The 17,526-nt window shown below is 42.1% G+C and carries 10 protein-coding genes and 2 pseudogenes; 6 read left to right on the forward strand and 6 right to left on the reverse strand.

Annotated elements, in window-relative coordinates; translation table 11 throughout:
• Nucleotides 1-76 precede the first annotated feature (76 nt).
• Both QUA42_RS26115 and QUA42_RS26120 read left to right on the forward strand, forming a co-directional pair.
• Nucleotides 77-833, forward strand: a pseudogene (locus QUA42_RS26115) (transposase); the annotation flags it as partial.
• A gap of 44 nt (nucleotides 834-877) precedes the next feature.
• Nucleotides 878-1,096: a hypothetical protein gene (locus QUA42_RS26120; protein WP_333141395.1), complete on the forward strand. Its 219-nt coding sequence runs from the start codon at nucleotides 878-880 to the stop codon at nucleotides 1,094-1,096.
• Between the two features lie 259 nt (nucleotides 1,097-1,355).
• Here the strand turns inward: QUA42_RS26120 and ffh are convergent, their stop codons facing one another.
• From ffh to QUA42_RS26140, 4 genes are all read right to left on the reverse strand, one after another.
• Nucleotides 1,356-2,804 carry a signal recognition particle protein gene (gene ffh / locus QUA42_RS26125; protein ID WP_333035131.1) on the reverse strand — a complete coding sequence of 483 codons (1,449 nt, stop codon included), beginning with the start codon at nucleotides 2,802-2,804 and terminating at the stop codon, nucleotides 1,356-1,358.
• Between the two features lie 149 nt (nucleotides 2,805-2,953).
• Entirely contained in the window at nucleotides 2,954-3,889 is a 936-nt protein-coding gene (locus tag QUA42_RS26130) for a DMT family transporter (protein ID WP_333141397.1), read from the reverse strand.
• 407 nt (nucleotides 3,890-4,296) lie between these two features.
• Nucleotides 4,297-4,698, reverse strand: a complete 402-nt coding sequence (locus QUA42_RS26135; RefSeq protein ID WP_445301374.1) for a trypsin-like peptidase domain-containing protein — start codon at nucleotides 4,696-4,698, stop codon at nucleotides 4,297-4,299.
• A 230-nt stretch (nucleotides 4,699-4,928) separates the two neighbouring features.
• Entirely contained in the window at nucleotides 4,929-5,711 is a 783-nt protein-coding gene (locus tag QUA42_RS26140) for a calcium-binding protein (protein WP_333141402.1), read from the reverse strand.
• 500 nt (nucleotides 5,712-6,211) lie between these two features.
• On the opposite strand from QUA42_RS26140, the gene QUA42_RS26145 reads away from it, so the two are divergent.
• Nucleotides 6,212-8,593 carry a GAF domain-containing protein gene (locus tag QUA42_RS26145; protein ID WP_333141404.1) on the forward strand — a complete coding sequence of 794 codons (2,382 nt, stop codon included), beginning with the start codon at nucleotides 6,212-6,214 and terminating at the stop codon, nucleotides 8,591-8,593.
• 8 nt (nucleotides 8,594-8,601) lie between these two features.
• Here QUA42_RS26145 and QUA42_RS26150 read toward each other — a convergent pair whose 3' ends face one another.
• On the reverse strand, nucleotides 8,602-8,772 hold the full coding sequence (locus QUA42_RS26150) for a hypothetical protein (RefSeq protein WP_333141406.1): 171 nt from the start codon (nucleotides 8,770-8,772) through the stop codon (nucleotides 8,602-8,604).
• Between the two features lie 124 nt (nucleotides 8,773-8,896).
• Here QUA42_RS26150 and QUA42_RS26155 point away from each other — a divergent pair, with 124 nt between their 5' ends.
• The 3 genes and pseudogenes from QUA42_RS26155 (at nucleotide 8,897) to QUA42_RS26165 (ending at nucleotide 16,600) form a co-directional block, all read left to right on the forward strand.
• The gene (locus QUA42_RS26155; protein WP_333141408.1) at nucleotides 8,897-14,353 is read left to right on the forward strand and encodes an AAA family ATPase; all 5,457 of its coding nucleotides are present in this window, start codon (nucleotides 8,897-8,899) and stop codon (nucleotides 14,351-14,353) included.
• A 267-nt stretch (nucleotides 14,354-14,620) separates the two neighbouring features.
• Complete coding sequence (locus QUA42_RS26160; protein WP_333035142.1) at nucleotides 14,621-15,052, forward strand: hypothetical protein; 432 nt, start codon at nucleotides 14,621-14,623, stop codon at nucleotides 15,050-15,052.
• 301 nt (nucleotides 15,053-15,353) lie between these two features.
• Nucleotides 15,354-16,600: pseudogene (locus tag QUA42_RS26165) on the forward strand (ISL3 family transposase).
• A gap of 165 nt (nucleotides 16,601-16,765) precedes the next feature.
• On the opposite strand, the gene QUA42_RS26170 reads toward QUA42_RS26165, so the two are convergent.
• A complete protein-coding gene (locus QUA42_RS26170) occupies nucleotides 16,766-17,332 on the reverse strand; it encodes a TerD family protein (protein ID WP_333141410.1) in 567 nt (188 codons plus the stop codon).
• Nucleotides 17,333-17,526 lie beyond the last annotated feature (194 nt).

A 17,526-nucleotide genomic window follows, 5' to 3' on the forward strand; every position in this document is an offset into this window, starting at 1 on the left:
TCTCGCTGGTTGTTTATTTCCACATGATGATGCCTCAAGACCCTGTTGTCAATAGACTTTGAGATGCGCTTACCCTGCCGAGTTAATCAGTTATTTTTGGTCAGGAAAAGCTCATAAAACAATTATGGGGTTAAATTTAATCACTCTATCTTACAGCGATATTAATGGTAATTTAGTGTCCATAAATTACAGAATATATGACAACAAGGAGAAAAAAAAACGATTATTTTAGAGAGATGGTAAGTGAAATAATAAGCTGGGGAGTCAAGCCAAGAATAGTGACAGGAGACAGTTGGTCTTCAGGAGTAGAAAACTTAAAATTTCTAAAAAACCAGAAATTGGGTTTTCTATTCGGTATTGAAAAAAACATAACTGTCTCAAACGAGCCACATAAGTATTGCCAAGTAAGGAATCTGGTAATTTCAGAGTCAGGATTGAGAACTCATCAGAAAGAATTTGGATTTGTCAAGTTGTAAAGGTGCGACTTTAAAAAAGAAGACTCTAGACATTATATTTTGTATCTTCCCGATGAGGAAAAAATTAAGGATATAACTAGAAATGAATTTATAACAATTCATGATACCCATTGGGCAATTGAAACCTTTCATCGAGCCATAAAACAAGTCTGTGGAATTTGTCGGTTCATGGTTAGAGATACTCATGCAATCAAGACTCACATCTTTTGTTCACTTCAAGCTTTTGTTAGACGGGAGTTTATGCGCGTTGAAAAAATAATTAGCAATTGGTATGAAGTACAACGGAATCTATTTACTCCGGTAAACATCGTACCACAATACAAAGATGGCTGTCTAGCTATCGCTCGGGGGGAATAGAAGAATTATTAATCCAGAAACCCCGTTCGGTTCGACCTTGAATAATGAATCCAGAAACCGTAGAGAAATTATCACAGGAATTGCAACAACCCGAAGGATTCAGTAGCTATAAAGAAGTACATCAATGGTTGACAAGCTGCTGTGAAGTAAAACTAGCATATCGAACAGTACATCAGTGGGCAAGATATCGGCTCAAAAGCAAATTAAAAGTGCCGCGCCCAGTAAGTGAAAAGCAAAAATCAGGAGCACCAGAGGAATTTTAAAAAAACTGTCATTTTTAATCAAAGGCAGCTTGAGTCAGAGTGAGAGCTTTTTAAAACAGTGGAAAAAAGTGCGATATTGGAGTGAAGATGAAAGCCGGATGGGCTTGCATACAATTAAAGTGGCTACAAGAAAAGAGTTAAAGTTTAATAGTTATTACATCTTCCACCAATAGTAATAAAGGAATATTGGGGTGGGTGGGGGCTGGTTTACGAGATTATCGGTGGTAGCCAATTATTTAGTGAAACCAGCCCCCACTTTTTACAACTGTCCGAAACCTTTTTTTGGCTTATCTTTTTTCTTTTTCTTCTTCTGCTGGGCACCCATATAGCCACGGGAACCGGGTTGCATTCCGGGGCCACCCATTCCGGGCATTCCGGGCATTCCCGGCAATCCTCCCATTCCTGTAAAGTTGCCTTGACTCATTTGCTGCATCATTGTACGCATTTTCTGGAAATCGCTCACCAGCTTAGTTACGTCGTTTTCCGCGTAGCCGGCGCCTTTGCCAATGCGGCGGCGGCGGGATGGAGAACTTGCTAAAAGTTCGGGATTGCGGCGTTCTTCAACTGTCATCGAATTAATCATGGCTTCGGTGCGTTTTAGCTGCACTTCTCCCTGCCGCATTTGTTCGTCTGAGAGTTTGTTCATCCCCGGAATCATTTTCATGATGCCGCCTAGGGAACCCATATTTTTTAACAGTCTGGTTTGTTTGAGAAAGTCGGTAAAGTCAAACTTTGCCGTGAGCATTTTCTCTTGCATTTTTTCGGCATCGGCGATGTCGAATTCTTCTTGCGCTTTTTCTACGAGGGTCAAGACATCGCCCATGCCTAGTATTCTCGATGCCATGCGATCGGGATAAAATGGTTGCAATGCTTCCACTTTTTCGCCAACTCCGACAAATTTAATCGGCGCGCCGGATATTTGTCGCACTGACAAGGCTGCACCGCCGCGGCTGTCGCCGTCTAATTTGGTTAAGATTGCGCCGGTAATGCCGATTTGTTCATGAAAGGTGCGGGTTAAATTGGCTGCTTCTTGGCCGGTCATGGCATCAACAACTAACAGTGTTTCGTGGGGTTGTACTGTTTGTTTGATGCGGCCCAATTCTGCCATCATGTCTTGGTCGATTTGCAGGCGGCCTGCGGTATCGACGATGATGGTATCAATGCCAATTTGTTTACCGTGTTCGATGCCTTGGCGGGCAATTTCTACGGGGTCAATGTCTTTGCCTAATTCAAATACTGGTACGTCGATTTGTTTGCCCAGGGTCAGCAATTGGTCGATCGCGGCTGGTCGATAAATGTCGGTTGCGACTAGCAGTGCGGTACGATTTTGTTTGCGGAGGTGCAGCGCTAGTTTGGCGGTAGCTGTGGTTTTCCCGGTTCCTTGCAAACCTGCCATCAGGATCACTGTGGGCCCGGATTCGGCGGTGGCGAGGGGTACGTTGGTTTCCCCCATGACGCGCACGAGTTCGTCGTGAACGATTTTGATGAATTGTTGGTCGGGACGGACGCCTGAAACTACTTCTGCTCCTTGTGCTTTGGCTGCTACCTCTCCGATGAAGTTTTTGACGACTTGGAGGTTGACATCGGCTTCCAGGAGGGCGCGACGGACTTCTTTGAGGGCGTCTTGGATGTTAGACTCGGAGATTTTATTCTGTCCGCGCAGTTTTTTCCAGGTGGATTCGAGTCGATCGGCAAGGGCTTCAAACATAGGGCATTGTTGGCTAGTCAGTCTTTTTTATTTTAGGGCTAAATGGGGCTGTTTGGATGCAAGTTTTGGGAAAAGTTGGATGTTTTTATTTTTTAACCGCTGATGCTGGCGGATTAACGCGCTATGAGTTGGGATCTTGTGTTATATAGTTACTGTCTATTAGTGATAATAATGCCTGCGAGGATTAACAATGTACTAAAGAGATGAACTAAGGCGATCGGTTCATTGAGAATAAGCCGCGCACCAAGACCGCTAAAGACTGGAATCATGTAGTAAATTAAAGCTGTGCGGGAAGGGCCAATTAGGGCGATCGCCTGATTCCATGCGAGATAAGCCACTACTGAAGAAAGCACTCCAACGTAGAGCAATGCCCTCACGATAGCTGGATTAAAGACAACAGGATGATAAATCCAACATTCAAGGGCATATAAGGGTACTAAAAATAATAGCCCTAAACTAAAAGTACATAAGCTAAAGGTTGTGATGTGCATGGTCGATGGCTTGTGTTTGACTAACATGGTGTAGCCCGCGAAGATTATGGCCGCCAATAGCATATAAATATCGCCAATGGCGAAAGAAATATGGAGTAATTTTTCTAAAGAACCTCCCGCGAGTAAAAGTATAACACCGCTGACTGTGATCGCAATTCCCGCGAACCGCGTCAAAGATATAATTTCCCTATAAAAAATTCTAGACATTAGTACGATAAAAATAGGGGAACAAGCAGCGATTAATGACAAGTTTGTGGCCTGTGTTGTGTGACCTGCAATATAGATTAATGTGTTAAAAGCAGTCACGCCTAAAAAACCCGACACTGCCAAGTATGGCAGATGTTTTTGTACCATTTTCCAGTCGGCGACTGTCGTTTTAATGGCGAATGGTGTCAGAGTTATAACAGCGATAGTCCATCGCCAAAAGGCTAGTCCTACAGGTAGAATATCTTGATTAAAAGCTCGGGCAACAATGAAGTTACCAGCCCATATTAAAGTAGCAACTACTGCTAACAAATAACCTATTACTATGAGATATTTAGGCGGTGATTTACCTAATTCCTCGCTATTTTTATAATTTTTATTATTCTTCATTATCATTGATGATATCGTTGGGAACTCGATCGACCTCCAGTATACCTAGCTCATCTGCCAGTGTTAAAACTTCGGCAATATCCCTAGATTAGGAACAAGCTGGAGTTTAGGCCATTCATAATACCTGAGATTTCGTACAATTAGGACTAACGCATGAGAACCCAGAAACCGGTTTTTTTTACCAAAATACTTCGTTACAGCCTGCATATTCGATAAAAAACCCGCTTTCTTTGGTTGCAGTGCGTCCAAGGATGTGCGTAAGTCCTATTTGTCATCTGTCTAAAGTTAGGATTTTTCCTACACAGCTCATCCTTTATATTAGTTTATTAAGGTATGAGCAGGATATTTTTATGAAGCGAGTCCATTGGTGCAGAGGTTTGTTCCTTCATGGGATGTTGTCTTTTAGTCTAGCGACTGTTGACGCACAAGTGGCACAGGCTCAGCGCCCGATTCATATCAAAGCCTGGTGAAAATTCAAAATTGCGTTCAGTTGGGTCTGTTATGGTAGCCGGAAGACCTGGATAGCCAAAGACAAAAATTGGTGTACCAACTGCCGCTTGTTCAGAATCGCCTAAAGTTACAACTGGATAAGATTTAGTTCTCTTAAATGTTACGACTGCTAAATCAGGAGCATTCTGGCCTTTCTGCAATAGTACACTACGGGTTACTTGATAGTCTTTTCCTGTAGAAGTGCGAATCGTATAGGTATCCGGAGCAGCAACAACGTGATTAGCTGTCAAAACCGTGTAAGTTGAGCCTTGTTTGGTAATAATAAATCCCGACCCGCCACCGCTTGTTTTTTGATCAATTTAAACTGGTGACAGATACAGCTAATTTTGCAATTTATGGCGAAGATATCGTCAAAACGGGTGCTTGTGCAAAAACAACTATTACTGTTTTAATACTTCTGCAAAGTACAGTTGCTTAGAGATAGATTTTCCGCTATCTGTAGGGACACGGCAGTGCCGTGTCCGACGCAAAACTGCCGTGTACCCTACCCGGAACTCGCTCTATAGCCCGTCTAATTTCCTACAAATAACTAAGCCAAAAACTGGAATTGAGAACCGTTAACTGCCAAAGCAAACGGACTTGCCTGTTCAAATGCACCGACAAGTTCAAAGTTGTCCGTGTCTAAAACTATCCCCACAATCTGTCCGGTAATTATGTTTTCAATCACCATGTCATTGATAATTCCGTCGTTATCGTAAGCAATCAAATTGTCGTCTTCAAAGAAAAGGTTTAGTTCTGTTAAACCGTCCGTCAAACCGATGCGATCGCCCTCGTCAAAGTTAAAATCGGTAACTACATCTGCTCCCTCTATACCAAATGCTTCATCGTTGCTTCTGAGCACAAACATGTCAGCACCGAAGCCTCCCGTGAGCACGTCAACTCCCCGATCGCCCGCGATGAAATCGTCGCCCTCATTGCCGTCTAAATCGTCGTCTCCTTGCCCTCCCCGCAGGATATCGTTGCCAAATCCTCCAAAAATAACGTCGTTTCCGGCATCGCCCCTAACTACGTCGTTGCCTTCATTTCCACCCACGCGATCGTTATCTTTCCCGCCGTAAATTATGTCATTTCCGCCGCCACCACCGATAAGATCATTGCCGTTATTTCCTAACAGCCGTTCGTTGGAATCCGACGAACCTGCTATAGTATCGTTGCCGTCGAGTCCCCAAACTCCCCAGGGAAAAGACGACAAATTTCCATTCTCTACCTCAATATCATCGGGTGTAGCGAATGCCAAAAGACGTGGCCCGCCCCCAGCAAATACAGGAAATCCCGTCACATCGCTAATGAGATTGTTAACCCTTAAAGCCATAACTATGTCCTTTCAAAAATCCTATTAGATGTATTATATATGTTAATTCTTGCATTGCCAAATAGCAAGTAATATTAGAAATTTGGTCGGCCCTTTATTGGCTAAGTTAGTGACAAGCAACCTGCTTACCAATTGGTAATTGGTAATTGGTAATTACCAATTACCAATTACCAGGGCTGTGCTTCATTCAACCCAAACCTGCTGTATATCTCGCCTCTGAGTCAAATAGCATTAGTTGCTGACACTATCCGCTAGTGTCTACCGCTTATAATGGGTGTTACCCCCCAGGCGGTAAACACGTTAATATCACCTATAACGTCGAGACTGAGAGGTTGTTTGTGAATAAAAGTAAAAGTCCCTGGGCCCATCGTCCGAGAAAAAACCCAGTTTCCGATACCCACACACAAACTTTACAAACAGGATTTAAGCTCTTTACAAAGCCATAATCGCCGATCGCTGACATTTTTTGGCAAAATCCACTGCTTTCAGGTGTTTTACTCATGTCTACTCCTAAATCGTCTTCCCATCAAAACAACAACTCTGTAAAATCCCCAGCGACAGATATCGTTCCAACAAAGCAAGACAGTAACAATCTGCCCAGCGAACCAAGTATAGAACAGTTACTGGAAGCTTTGGCGGGCAAGGTACCCAGTCAATCTTCTGAAATCGAACCGTTGAAAACGTGGAAACAAGATTTACAGCGACTGTTTCAATTTCTCGGCGACCGCCGCGTTTTAATCGCAGTAATGCAACCAGGAACTTTTGCCCTGCGGTACGCTAACGCAGCATTTTGCCGCTTGGCCGGTTGGGAGGAAACGTCCTTGGCAACTCAATCTACCAACGGTTTGTTTGCAGAAACCGACATCACTCTGCTGGAACTGTTCGAGGATGGGGACGGCAAAACAGCAGAACAATTGTACCGTCGCCACCTTTTGCACTGGGTATTTAAGCAATATTATCAAATTGACATCGACGGTTTGCGGGTGCTAGACGAACCTGTCACGGCGAGTGTAAAAAAACCCAAACACCCAGAACCCAGATTTATAGAATTTTGGCTGGGTTCGGAACAGTTAAAAATTACTCGAATTGACTCAAAAATAGATGAGTTTGCGGATATTTCTTTAAGATTAATGCCTGTTGCGGAACGGGAAGCTTGGCTGATGCAGCCGAATCAACTGGAAAATTTAGCCGATCAATTGCAGTTGGATAATTACCGCGTAGAAGGGTTGCTGCTGCTAGAAGGTTTTGATGTCACGGTGCAGGAGCAAATTCGGCGGCTGACTCAGTTATTGATCGATCAAGATTCGATGCTGCGGCCAGACAAATTTGAGAGAATCGATCGGTGTTTGCGCTCACTCTTCAATGCTGACGGCACTTTGCTGCTGCGGCCCGACGGCGAACAGGTACAGCTATTAGTTGCAAAAGACGGCCAACATTTGCAGCCGATTCTTTATTCAATGCACTCCCTAGAAGCTTCTCACTTTTTGAAGGCCACAGCAGCAAATCAAGTTTGGAATGTGCCAGACTTGCGTAGGGAGTGCGAAACCGAGTGCGATCGAACTTTGCGGAGAATGGGAACTCGATCAATGCTGCTGGTCCCCCTGGTAGTCAAATCCGTCACCCGCGAGGGGTGCGGGCAGCGGATTTTGGGTGTTGTGGGGCTGTTGTGCGATCGGCCAAACCACTTCAACGGCATTGACGCTCAACACGCCCAAGAACTCATTCCCGCATTCATTGCAGCCCTGCGGCAAGCTATCCAGGAGCGGTTTACCCACATTCACAATATCCACCCCGCAGTCGAGTGGCGGTTCGCCCAAGAAGCAGAAAGGCGAAGTTGGGGACTACCTCCAGAAACAATCGTATTTGCTGACGTTCATCCGCTGTACGGAATTTCGGACATTCGGGGTTCTAGCGATGAAAGAAACCGAGCCATTCAAACTGATTTGCTCGAACAATTTCGCTTAGGTTTAGTCATAGCTGATGCTGTTTGCCAAACACAAACTACCCACCTCGGCGAGCAACTGCGGCTCGACTTGCTCGACTACATTCAGCATTTAAAACAAAAAGTAACAGTCGATATGGAGGTGCGAGCAGCCGAGTATTTAAACGAGCATTTAGAAGTATATTTTGACTATTTTGTGCAGTGCGGTCCCAAGGTTCAGGCAGCCGTTGAAGCTTACCAAGCAGCCTGTGAAAATGAACATAACTGCGTTTACAGCGATCGCAACCGCTACGACCAAATGCTGAACCTAATCAGCACCAAACTCCAAGAAACCTGGGCCCGCTGGCAAGAAAAAATGCAGCAAATTTTGCCCCACTACTGCGACATCGAATGCACCGACGGCATCGATCACATGATTTATGTAGGAAAATCGATCGACCCCACATTCAGCCAGTTTCACCTACACAGTTTGCGGTACGAACAACTGCGAGCTATTTGCGATTGCGGCCGCACAGTTTTTCGCCTGCAAGCCGAGTCTCAAATCAACATGGAACTCGCACATTTAGTGTTAGTGCAGAATACCACTATCGACATTTTTCACAACGAAAACACCGAAAAAATGTTTGATGTCAAAGGCACTCGCGACATCCGCTACGAACTCGTCAAAAAGCGGATAGAAAAAGCCGTTGACAAAGACGCACAAGAGCGAATTACCCAACCAGGAATGTTAACGGTAGTTTATTCAACCGAAGACGAATGGGAAGAGTACCAACAATACTTGCGTTACTTGTCTCGCGAAGGTTGGGTAGAGCCAAAAGTTCAGACCGGCATGGTAGAATCACTGCAAGGAGTCAGCGGTTTAAAATTCGCCCGCGTGCGTATTTTACCTGAACCGGAATCTATTGCTACTATCTGTGAAGTTACGGTAGTCAGCGATTGAGAACCCCTTCAATTGCCTGTTTTATGCCCAGTGCGATCGCTCCCATCTCCTGTTGTTTGACGCGGAGTGCGATCGCTCCCATCTCCCATAAAAACGGTGCAGCGAAAGCATTCGGGACTTAAACACAAGACCGAGATTACATTTAAGATGTTTGTTGACACCAACCACCAAGCCCACATTTTTACTTAGTGTATATTCCGTGTGATTTGGAAATCGCAAAATACATGATCGGAATCACACAAAATTAAGATTAAGTAGTGTTAATCTAATGAGGCTCGGCTCCTTTAATTTATAACTTAAGTGATGTTAACCTTATCAAAATACCAAGTAACTTCTACTCTGCACGAAGGGGTCGAAACAATAATCTATCGCGGACAAACACCGACAGATGCGCCCCCAGTCATTTTGAAAGTTCTCAAAGCCGAATATCCCTCCCTCGAAGCCATTACCAGGCTCAAACACGAATATCAAATCAGCCAAAATTTAGACAGCGAACACATCGTCAAAGCCATCAGTATCGAAACATTTGACCACCGATTAGGAATCGTTTTAGAAGACTTGGGTGGCGAATCCCTCGCTAAACTCTTGGAAAGAGAAACCTTGAGCCTGCAAGCAAATTTAAACATCGCCATCCAAATAGTCAAAGCCTTACAATACCTGCATTTTCAGCACATTATTCACAAAGACATTAAACCCAGCAACATCATAATTAACTCGCAAACAAAACAAGTAAAACTCACCGACTTCGGCATTGCTACAAAACTCAACAAAGAAAATCCGCAATTTAACAATCCCAACTCAGTCGAAGGCACATTAGCCTATATGTCACCCGAACAAACCGGGAGAATGAACCGCACCCTCGACTACCGCACAGACTTTTATTCCCTTGGTATCACATTATATGAAATGCTGACTGGAAAATTACCTTTTCGCAGCAATGACCCATTAGAAATAGTTTACAGCCACATCGCAGTTCAACCAATATCTCCCCATCAAATAAATTCAGAAATACCTGTCGCCCTCTCTGAGATAGTGATGAAATTGATGGCAAAAAATGCCGAAGATAGATATCAAAGTGCGGTCGGATTGTTAGCAGACTTGGAAACTTCTTTGCATCAGTTACAAACCACCGGAAAAATTGCCGACTTCATCCCCGGACGCTTAGATATTCTCAGCCAATTGTTAATCCCCCAAAAATTGTACGGTCGGGAAAATCAGGTTAATGAATTACTAGCAGCATTTGAACGTGTAAGAGCGGGTTTAGCCAACAATTTGTTAGAAAAACCAGCAACCTTAGAACCAAACCCGCTCCCATCAGGAAGCAGCGAATTAATGCTAGTCTCAGGCTACTCAGGCATCGGTAAATCTGCCGTTGTCAACGAAGTTAGCAAACCAATTACCAGGTCAAAAGGTTACTTTATTAGCGGCAAATTTGACCAATTCAAACGCAACATTCCTTATGCTTCCTTAATCCAAGCATTTAACTCCTTGCTGCGGCAATTACTAACAGAAAGTGCACTTTCATTAGAAATATGGCGCACTAAAATTTTAACAGCATTGGGAACAGACGGCCAAGTAATTGCCGACGTAATTCCCAAAGTTGAATTAATCATCGGCAAACAGCCAGAAGTCCCAGAACTCGCCCCTGTAGAATCCCAAAATCGATTCAATCGGGTATTCCAAGAATTTATTCGCGTTTTCGCCCAAAAAGAACACCCCCTAGTTATCTTTTTAGACGATTTGCAGTGGGCAGATTCAGCAACATTAAAGTTGATGCAAATACTGATAACTGACCCTGACCAGCAATATTTGTTGCTAATCGGTGCCTATCGAGACAATGAAGTTAGTCCGACCCACCCCTTAATTCAGACTGTAGAAGAAATTGAAAAAACTGGTACAATTGTCAATAATATCGTCTTGCAACCGCTGGATTTACCAAATGTGACTGAATTAGTCACTGAAACACTTAACACTTGCACAGAAAAAGTAACAAACCTAGCTAATTTAATCTGGAATAAAACGGGCGGCAATCCTTTTTTCTTGACCCAATTACTCCAAGCACTTTATCAAGACTCTCTTTTAAAATTTGAATTTAATCGCATTACAAATGAGGGAAGTCAAAGTGGCTGGTATTGGAGTATTGATGAAATCCAAGCCATTGGAATCACCGATAAAAGTGTGGTGGAACTGGTAGCTTCTCGCATTGAAAAGCTGCCTGCAGCCACGCAAGAAGTGTTGAAGCTAGCAGCTTGCGTGGGAGATAAATTTGCTCTAGATGTGCTGTCGGTTGTTAGCGAAAAGTCAGCTAATACTACAGCAAATGAACTTTATTCAGCTTTGCAAGCAGGGTTAATTCTGCCCTTGAGCGAGGCTTATCGCATTCCTTTAGTTTTCGATCGATCCGAATCAATCAATCTCAAGTTAGATACTTCGCGGGTTATTTACAAATTTTTGCACGATCGCGTTCAGCAAGCCGCATATTCGCTAATTCCCGAAGACCAAAAGCAATCTACCCATTTAAAAATCGGTCAATTACTATTACAGAATACTCCCCCCGACAAGCTAGAAGAAAACATCTTTGATATCGTCAATCAATTGAATGTCGGAATTGACACGATTAGCCAACAGTCGGAAAAAACTCAGTTGGCACAATTAAATTTAACTGCTGGACGCAAGGCAAAAGCGGCGGCTGCGTATGAAGCTGCTGTTAGGTATTTGCGGGTTGCTATGGAATTATTGCCGGCGGATTCTTGGCAAAGCCACTATGACTTAACTTTAGCAATTTACGAGTCAACAGCAGAATCTGAATACTTAAATATCAACTATGAAAAGTCCAAAAAACTGGTAGATATTGTAGTGGAAAAAGCTACAAGTTTACTCGAAAAAGTGAATGTTTATCAACTTCAAATTCAGTCTTATAACGCTCAAAATAGATTTGTAGAAGCCCTCAATACAGGACTGGAAGTCCTGAAACTATTAGGCATCTTTTTTCCTCAAAATCCCAAGGCGCTAAATATTGCTGCAGGAATGATTAATACAAAACTGAGCTTGGGATTGAAACGAATTGAGGATTTAGCTAACTTGCCAGAAATGACCGATCCCGAGAAACAAGCAGCCATGCGGATTTTATCAGGGATTCTCAGCAGTGCTGTTCCGGTCAAGCCCCAACTGGTACCGCTGCTCGCATTTAGGATGGTCAAGCTGTGCATTAAATATGGTAATTCGCCTTATGCAAGTATTGCTTACGTTTTTTATGGCGTAGTTATGTACAAGGTAGGAGACATTAGTTTGGCATACCAATTCGGTCAACTGGCAATTAAGATGTTAGACAAATTTCCCTCCCGTTCAATTAAAAGTAGAGTTTATTCACCCTTTGGTTGCTTTATTAACCACTGGAAAGCCTCTGTCAATTCCGGATTAGGCGCTCTCAAAGAAGGTTTTAAAACAGGGACGGAAACTGGAGAGTTAGAATATGCTGGTTATTCTATAACTGAATATTGCTTCAAAAAAATGTCGATAGGAGAGCCTCTAGATTTGGTGGAGCAGGAGGCTGGTAAATATATGAAACTAATGCAGAAATATCAACTAGAAATGGCTGTACAGTATATAAGTATATGCAGGCAGACAGCTCTCAATTTGCGGGGTAAATCTGTCGAACCATGCGATTTAGTCGGCGATAACTTTAATGAATTAAAAATACTCCCAGTTTTAATAGAATCTCAAAGCTTTTTTTTAGTTAGTGCGGTTTATCATGCCAAAACTCAGCTTAACTTTATCTTCAGAAACTACGCGCAAGCATTAGACAATTCAAGGTTATTTGAGAAATATCAGGAGTCGGTAGCCGGATTTTATGTGGTTGCTCTGAATAATTTTTACTTTTCTCTCAGTCTCCTTGCTTTGTATCCCCAAGCTGACAGAGGGGAACAAAAGCAATATTTAGAAAAAGTGCTGCAAAACCAAAAGAAGATGAAAAAATGGGCAGTTCATGCTCCGATGAATTATCAACATAAATACGACTTGGTTGCAGCGGAAAAAGCGCGAGTCTTGGGGCAAAATACCCAAGCAATGGAATTGTACGATCGCGCAATTGAGGGAGCCGCCAAAAACGGTTACATTCAAGAGGAAGCATTAGCCTATGAATTAGCCGGAGAATTTTATCAAGCTTTGGGTAAAGAGATAGTTTCTCAAGCATATCTGACTAAAGCCTATTATGGATATATCCATTGGGGAGCTATAGCTAAAGTTAAACACTTAGAATCAACACATCTTTTCTTAGCAGCACAGACGCGCACAATTCCCACCCCAACCCTCGATGTCACCCGCACTACCACGGGAAATACTACCAGTAGTAGTTTAGGCGATTTCTTAGACTTAGCTACTTTTATTAAGTCAGCGGAAGCCCTTAACGGTGAAATTGTTCTCGAAAAATTGTTGACCAAATTAATCAGAATTATTTTAGAAAATGCGGCGGCTCAAAAAGTAGTGCTGCTGCTGCTGAAAAACGATATCCTCTGCATAGAAGCTACTGGCAGTTTTGCGGAGCATAAAGTGACTCTTTTACCCTCTATTCCCGTAGAAAACAGTCAAGATGTTCCCCTGTCTGTGATTAATTACGTAGACCGCAGTCAAAAGCATCTGGTTTTAGACAATGCGACTGTCGTCGAACCTTTTAAGGTGGACAACTACATTCAGAAATATCAACCAAAATCAATTCTCTGTTTGCCTATTATTTATCAATCTCAGCGGCGCGGAATAATTTATTTAGAAAATGCTTTGACAGTAGGGGCTTTTACAGCAGAGAGAGTAGAAGTATTTAAAGTGTTAATTTCTCAAGTTGCTATTGCTGTAGAAAATGCTGGTTTGTACGCGCGCGAGAAAGAAAAATCTCAACAGTTAGAAAAATCTTTTAATGAACTGCAACAGGCGCAACTGCAACTCATTCAAAGCGAAAAAATGTCTGCTCTCGGCAACTTGATTGCAGGGGTTGCTCACGAAATTAACAATCCGCTTGGTTTTATTGCGGGCAATCTTGATGCTGCTGCTGAGGCGAGCTTAGATTTGATTGATTGCTTACAACTTTACCAAGAAAAATTTCCTAATCCTGGAGATGAATTACAAGATAAAGCATCGGAGATTGATTTAGAATATTTGATCGAAGATTTGCCTAAAATGCTTTTATCTATGAAATCAGGTACAGAGCGCATCCGCAATATTAGCAAGTCTTTGCGGACTTTTTCCCGCGCTGATAGTGCGAATAAAGTGTCAGCAAATATTCATGACGGCATCGACAGCACTTTGATGATTTTACAGTATCGCCTGAAAGCTAAAGATACTCGCCCGGCGATTAAGATTATCAAAGAATACGGAGATATCCCGCCAGTTAAATGTTATTTTGGGCAACTGAATCAGGTATTTATGAATTTGCTGGCAAATGCGATCGAGTGTTTTGACGAATTCAATCAGGGTCGCACTTACGGTGAAATTGAGGCTTTACCGAATACGATCGCCATTATCACTCATCTCGGGGAGGATAACAACAGCGTGGTGATTAAAATCAAAGATAACGGTCAAGGGATGTCATCGGAGGTCAAGTCAAAAATATTTGACCATTTATTTACTACCAAAGGAGTAGGAAAAGGTACTGGTTTGGGGTTGTCTATCAGCCGGCAAATTGTAGAAGAAACCCACGGCGGTAAAATAACTTGCGAATCGGTGCTGGGAGAAGGTACGGAATTTGCGATCGCCCTTCCCCTGAATTAAAATTATGGAACTATGGCGTGTGTTAAAACCCGCAGATTCCCCCTAACCCCCCTTAATAAGAGGGGGACAAGAGCCTGCTCAAAGTCCCCCATTTTAAGGGGGATTTAGGGGGATCGAGACTCGGATAAAAACAGCGCCACACATATATGAAAATTTGTCAAGGCCTAATTATTTATGAAAAAGTCCGCTGTTGACAGTCTACATTCGGCAGTATGCAGTTACATTATTAGCTAAATGTAATAACTATATTTGATAGGAGTTTTTTGAGTGAACGCTGCCGAACAAGCCAAAAATATAGAAGTTGCCAGCAAAATTGCTGCGGTTGTTAATTTATTCAAGTCCGAATTCCCGGATGCAAAAGTCGATTTGAAACCTTGGATGAATGACGAGGATACCAGAGAACTTGTAGATCCAGATTCGATAGACATTGGCTTCCATTTTCCCGGTAGAAGTCGCTTGTTGCAAAGCCGCAGCATTTTGATTCAAATCCGATTTTACCAAGATCCGGTGGAAGGATATCGGCGGGCGATCGGCGTTGAGGCCGCCGGTTACGATCATACTGGTCAGCAGTGGCACTTTTCTACTGTGGAAAATTGGAATTTTCTCGGCATAACCGAACCTGCGGTGGAGTCGGCGCAAAAACTCAAAGACTTTTGCCAGCAGATTTTTGATTTGTTTAATCAGTCATTCGGCGATTGAAATCGCTTCTACACGAACGAAGTCCGCCGACGCGGACTAAGAAATTAGGACTTACGCATTGACAAAATAACCAAACAGTGAATTGATAAATATAGGTCGTCTACTTTCTAGGTATCGGACAATGAGAAAAATAACTAAGGCTCTTCAGTAGTTAATATGCTAAATGAATAGCTAAGCCAGGAAAGAAAGACAAATGAGGCTAGAAAAATAGTTGGTAGAGTCATTACCGGGGTTGACAGAGGGAACTCATTTATTATTAACTATAAGCAAAAGCTAGAGGGGTTAGGTGGATTGAACAGCAATGAGAACGAAAAAGGAGATAAAGTTTTTAACAAAGTTGTTGAATATAGAGGGAATAAAAGTAATCTCACATCGCCTGCATGAAGGGATTGGAATAATTTTACAGGTGGAAAGAATCGGTAAGGAAAGTAACTGTCCACGTTGGGGAAAAAAAGTCATAGATTACATCAAAATCATAGATACCTAGTCAAAGATTTACCTTGGGGATAAAACTTTGTATTTTTAGAAATTAACAGACGACAGTTTAAATGTGAAAAATGTGTCAAGCCATTTAGTGAAGAGTTGGAGTTTGTCAGAAAAAGAAGAACCTATACAAAACGGCTAGGAAGAGCAATAATCCAAGAAGTGTGAGAGAACGAGCTCCACAGCGTAGCGAAAAAAGGGGTGGTGACAACAGAAGAAATAGAAAGGATGTTAAAATCCGCATCGAAAGAATACTTGAAAGCCAAACCTAGCGAGTTGAAAAGATTAGGGATAGATGAAATAGCTGTAATAAAAGAAAAAGGAAATTACTGTGCAGTATTAATAGATTTAGAGAAGTCTAAGTTAAGTGGGATATTGGCAGGAAGGGAACAATAAGAAATTAGGGAAGTGCTGCTCGGATGGGGTAAAGAGGTATTAGAGCAAATAGAATAAGTAAGTATAGATTTGTGGAAAGGTTACAGAAATCTAGTGATAGACTTGATGCCAAAGGCTCAGGTGGTCGCCGACAGATTTCATGTAATGGCACAAATAAATAAGGAATTAGATGCCCAAAGGAAGCGACAAAAGAGACAGGTAGAAGATTTAATTAAAAAAGCAGAATCGTCAGAAGATAAAGCAGACCAGGAGAAAGTTTTAGAAGGATTGAAGAAAAGTAACTATGTGTTATTGAAGAACGAATCAGATCTAAATGAAGAGCGAAAAGCTAAACTCGTGCAAGTTAAAGATTTATCTTCTCCTCTCAAAAGTATGCATGAATTAAAAGAAGAAATTAGAAGGATTTTCGAGCAGGCTAATAATTGGTTAGTCGGTTTGTTGAAACTGGGAAGATGGCTGTCAGGAGCTAAAAAATATTTTCCCGATAGTCAGAACACTATTATTCGTTGGCTAGATGAGATCATTGCTTACTTCGATTATAAGACTACGAGTGGTGTTGTCGAAGGCATCAACAATAAGCTCAAGTTGATTAAACGTTCTGCTTACGGGTTTAGAAACTTTGAAAACTTCCGAGTTAGATGTTTGCCTACTTGGCAGTTTGACTGTTAGTTTAGCATACTAATTACTGAAGAGCCACAAATTTACCAAAAGCTCCAGACGAGACTATTCCCCTTCCGGTTCTGACTCCACCTCCAACTCCCCAGCCGAAAACTGTAAATCATCAGCCGTTCCCGCTACCAACTCGTGAGTAATGGGAGCAATTTTATTACTACTTTAGCTGCAATACTTATCCACAAAACTCTGCAATCCTGCCTGATATCCTGCTCCTACCGCCTGAAATCTCCACTCTCCATTCTTTCTATACAAGCGACCAAATTCTACAGCCGTCTCTCGCGAAAAATTCTCTTTTAGTTCATAACGAACAAGTTCGTTTTCTGTATCCAAACTGTAAATCTTGATAAAAGCATTTTTGATATTGCTAAAATTTGCATTAATTTTATCTGCTTCGTGAATAGTGACAACAAAAGTTATTTCCTCAATTTCAGGATTAACTCTTTTTAAGATAACGCCGTAAATCGTTTTATTCTCTTGACTTCTGTTATTTTTATCCCGAATCAATTGCAGTACAGAACTGTCACCGGATTGCAGATTATTGTAAAAGATAAAATATTTATCGTTAGGTATTTTGCCGTCAGCACCTAGCATAAAGGCAGAGACATCAATCTCGTAGCTTTGTCCTGCCTCTGTCACCTGCCAACCTAGGGCGATCGCCATTTTTTTTAAACCAGGCGCTTCTTTAGAGATATTAAATCTCTCACCCTTACTTAATTGCATTGCCATCAGCTTATTTGTTAAACATCAAACTTTATAGCGTTCATGTTAATATTAAGTGGGGCAATAACTTTTGTTCTTTAATAAAACTTAATATTTTGCTTCTAATAGGGAGCTTGACTAAAAATACAGCAGATTGCAGGTTAATAGAGTACAGTTAAGATAAGTATATCAATAGCAATAATGAAACCATTACCGATCGA

It is taken from the genome of Microcoleus sp. Pol11C2, from assembly GCF_036701505.1.
In the GTDB taxonomy this organism is placed as follows: domain Bacteria; phylum Cyanobacteriota; class Cyanobacteriia; order Cyanobacteriales; family Microcoleaceae; genus Microcoleus.

Excerpts from the sequence above, each read along its gene's own strand:
- QUA42_RS26120 (WP_333141395.1), top strand. The coding sequence starts at position 878 with ATGAATCCAGAAACCGTAGAGAAATTATCACAGGAATTGCAACAACCC.
- ffh (WP_333035131.1), bottom strand. The coding sequence starts at position 2,804 with ATGTTTGAAGCCCTTGCCGATCGACTCGAATCCACCTGGAAAAAACTG.
- QUA42_RS26130 (WP_333141397.1), bottom strand. The coding sequence starts at position 3,889 with ATGAAGAATAATAAAAATTATAAAAATAGCGAGGAATTAGGTAAATCA.
- QUA42_RS26140 (WP_333141402.1), bottom strand. The coding sequence starts at position 5,711 with ATGGCTTTAAGGGTTAACAATCTCATTAGCGATGTGACGGGATTTCCT.
- QUA42_RS26145 (WP_333141404.1), top strand. The coding sequence starts at position 6,212 with ATGTCTACTCCTAAATCGTCTTCCCATCAAAACAACAACTCTGTAAAA.
- QUA42_RS26150 (WP_333141406.1), bottom strand. The coding sequence starts at position 8,772 with ATGTGGGCTTGGTGGTTGGTGTCAACAAACATCTTAAATGTAATCTCG.
- QUA42_RS26155 (WP_333141408.1), top strand. The coding sequence starts at position 8,897 with ATGTTAACCTTATCAAAATACCAAGTAACTTCTACTCTGCACGAAGGG.
- QUA42_RS26170 (WP_333141410.1), bottom strand. The coding sequence starts at position 17,332 with ATGGCAATGCAATTAAGTAAGGGTGAGAGATTTAATATCTCTAAAGAA.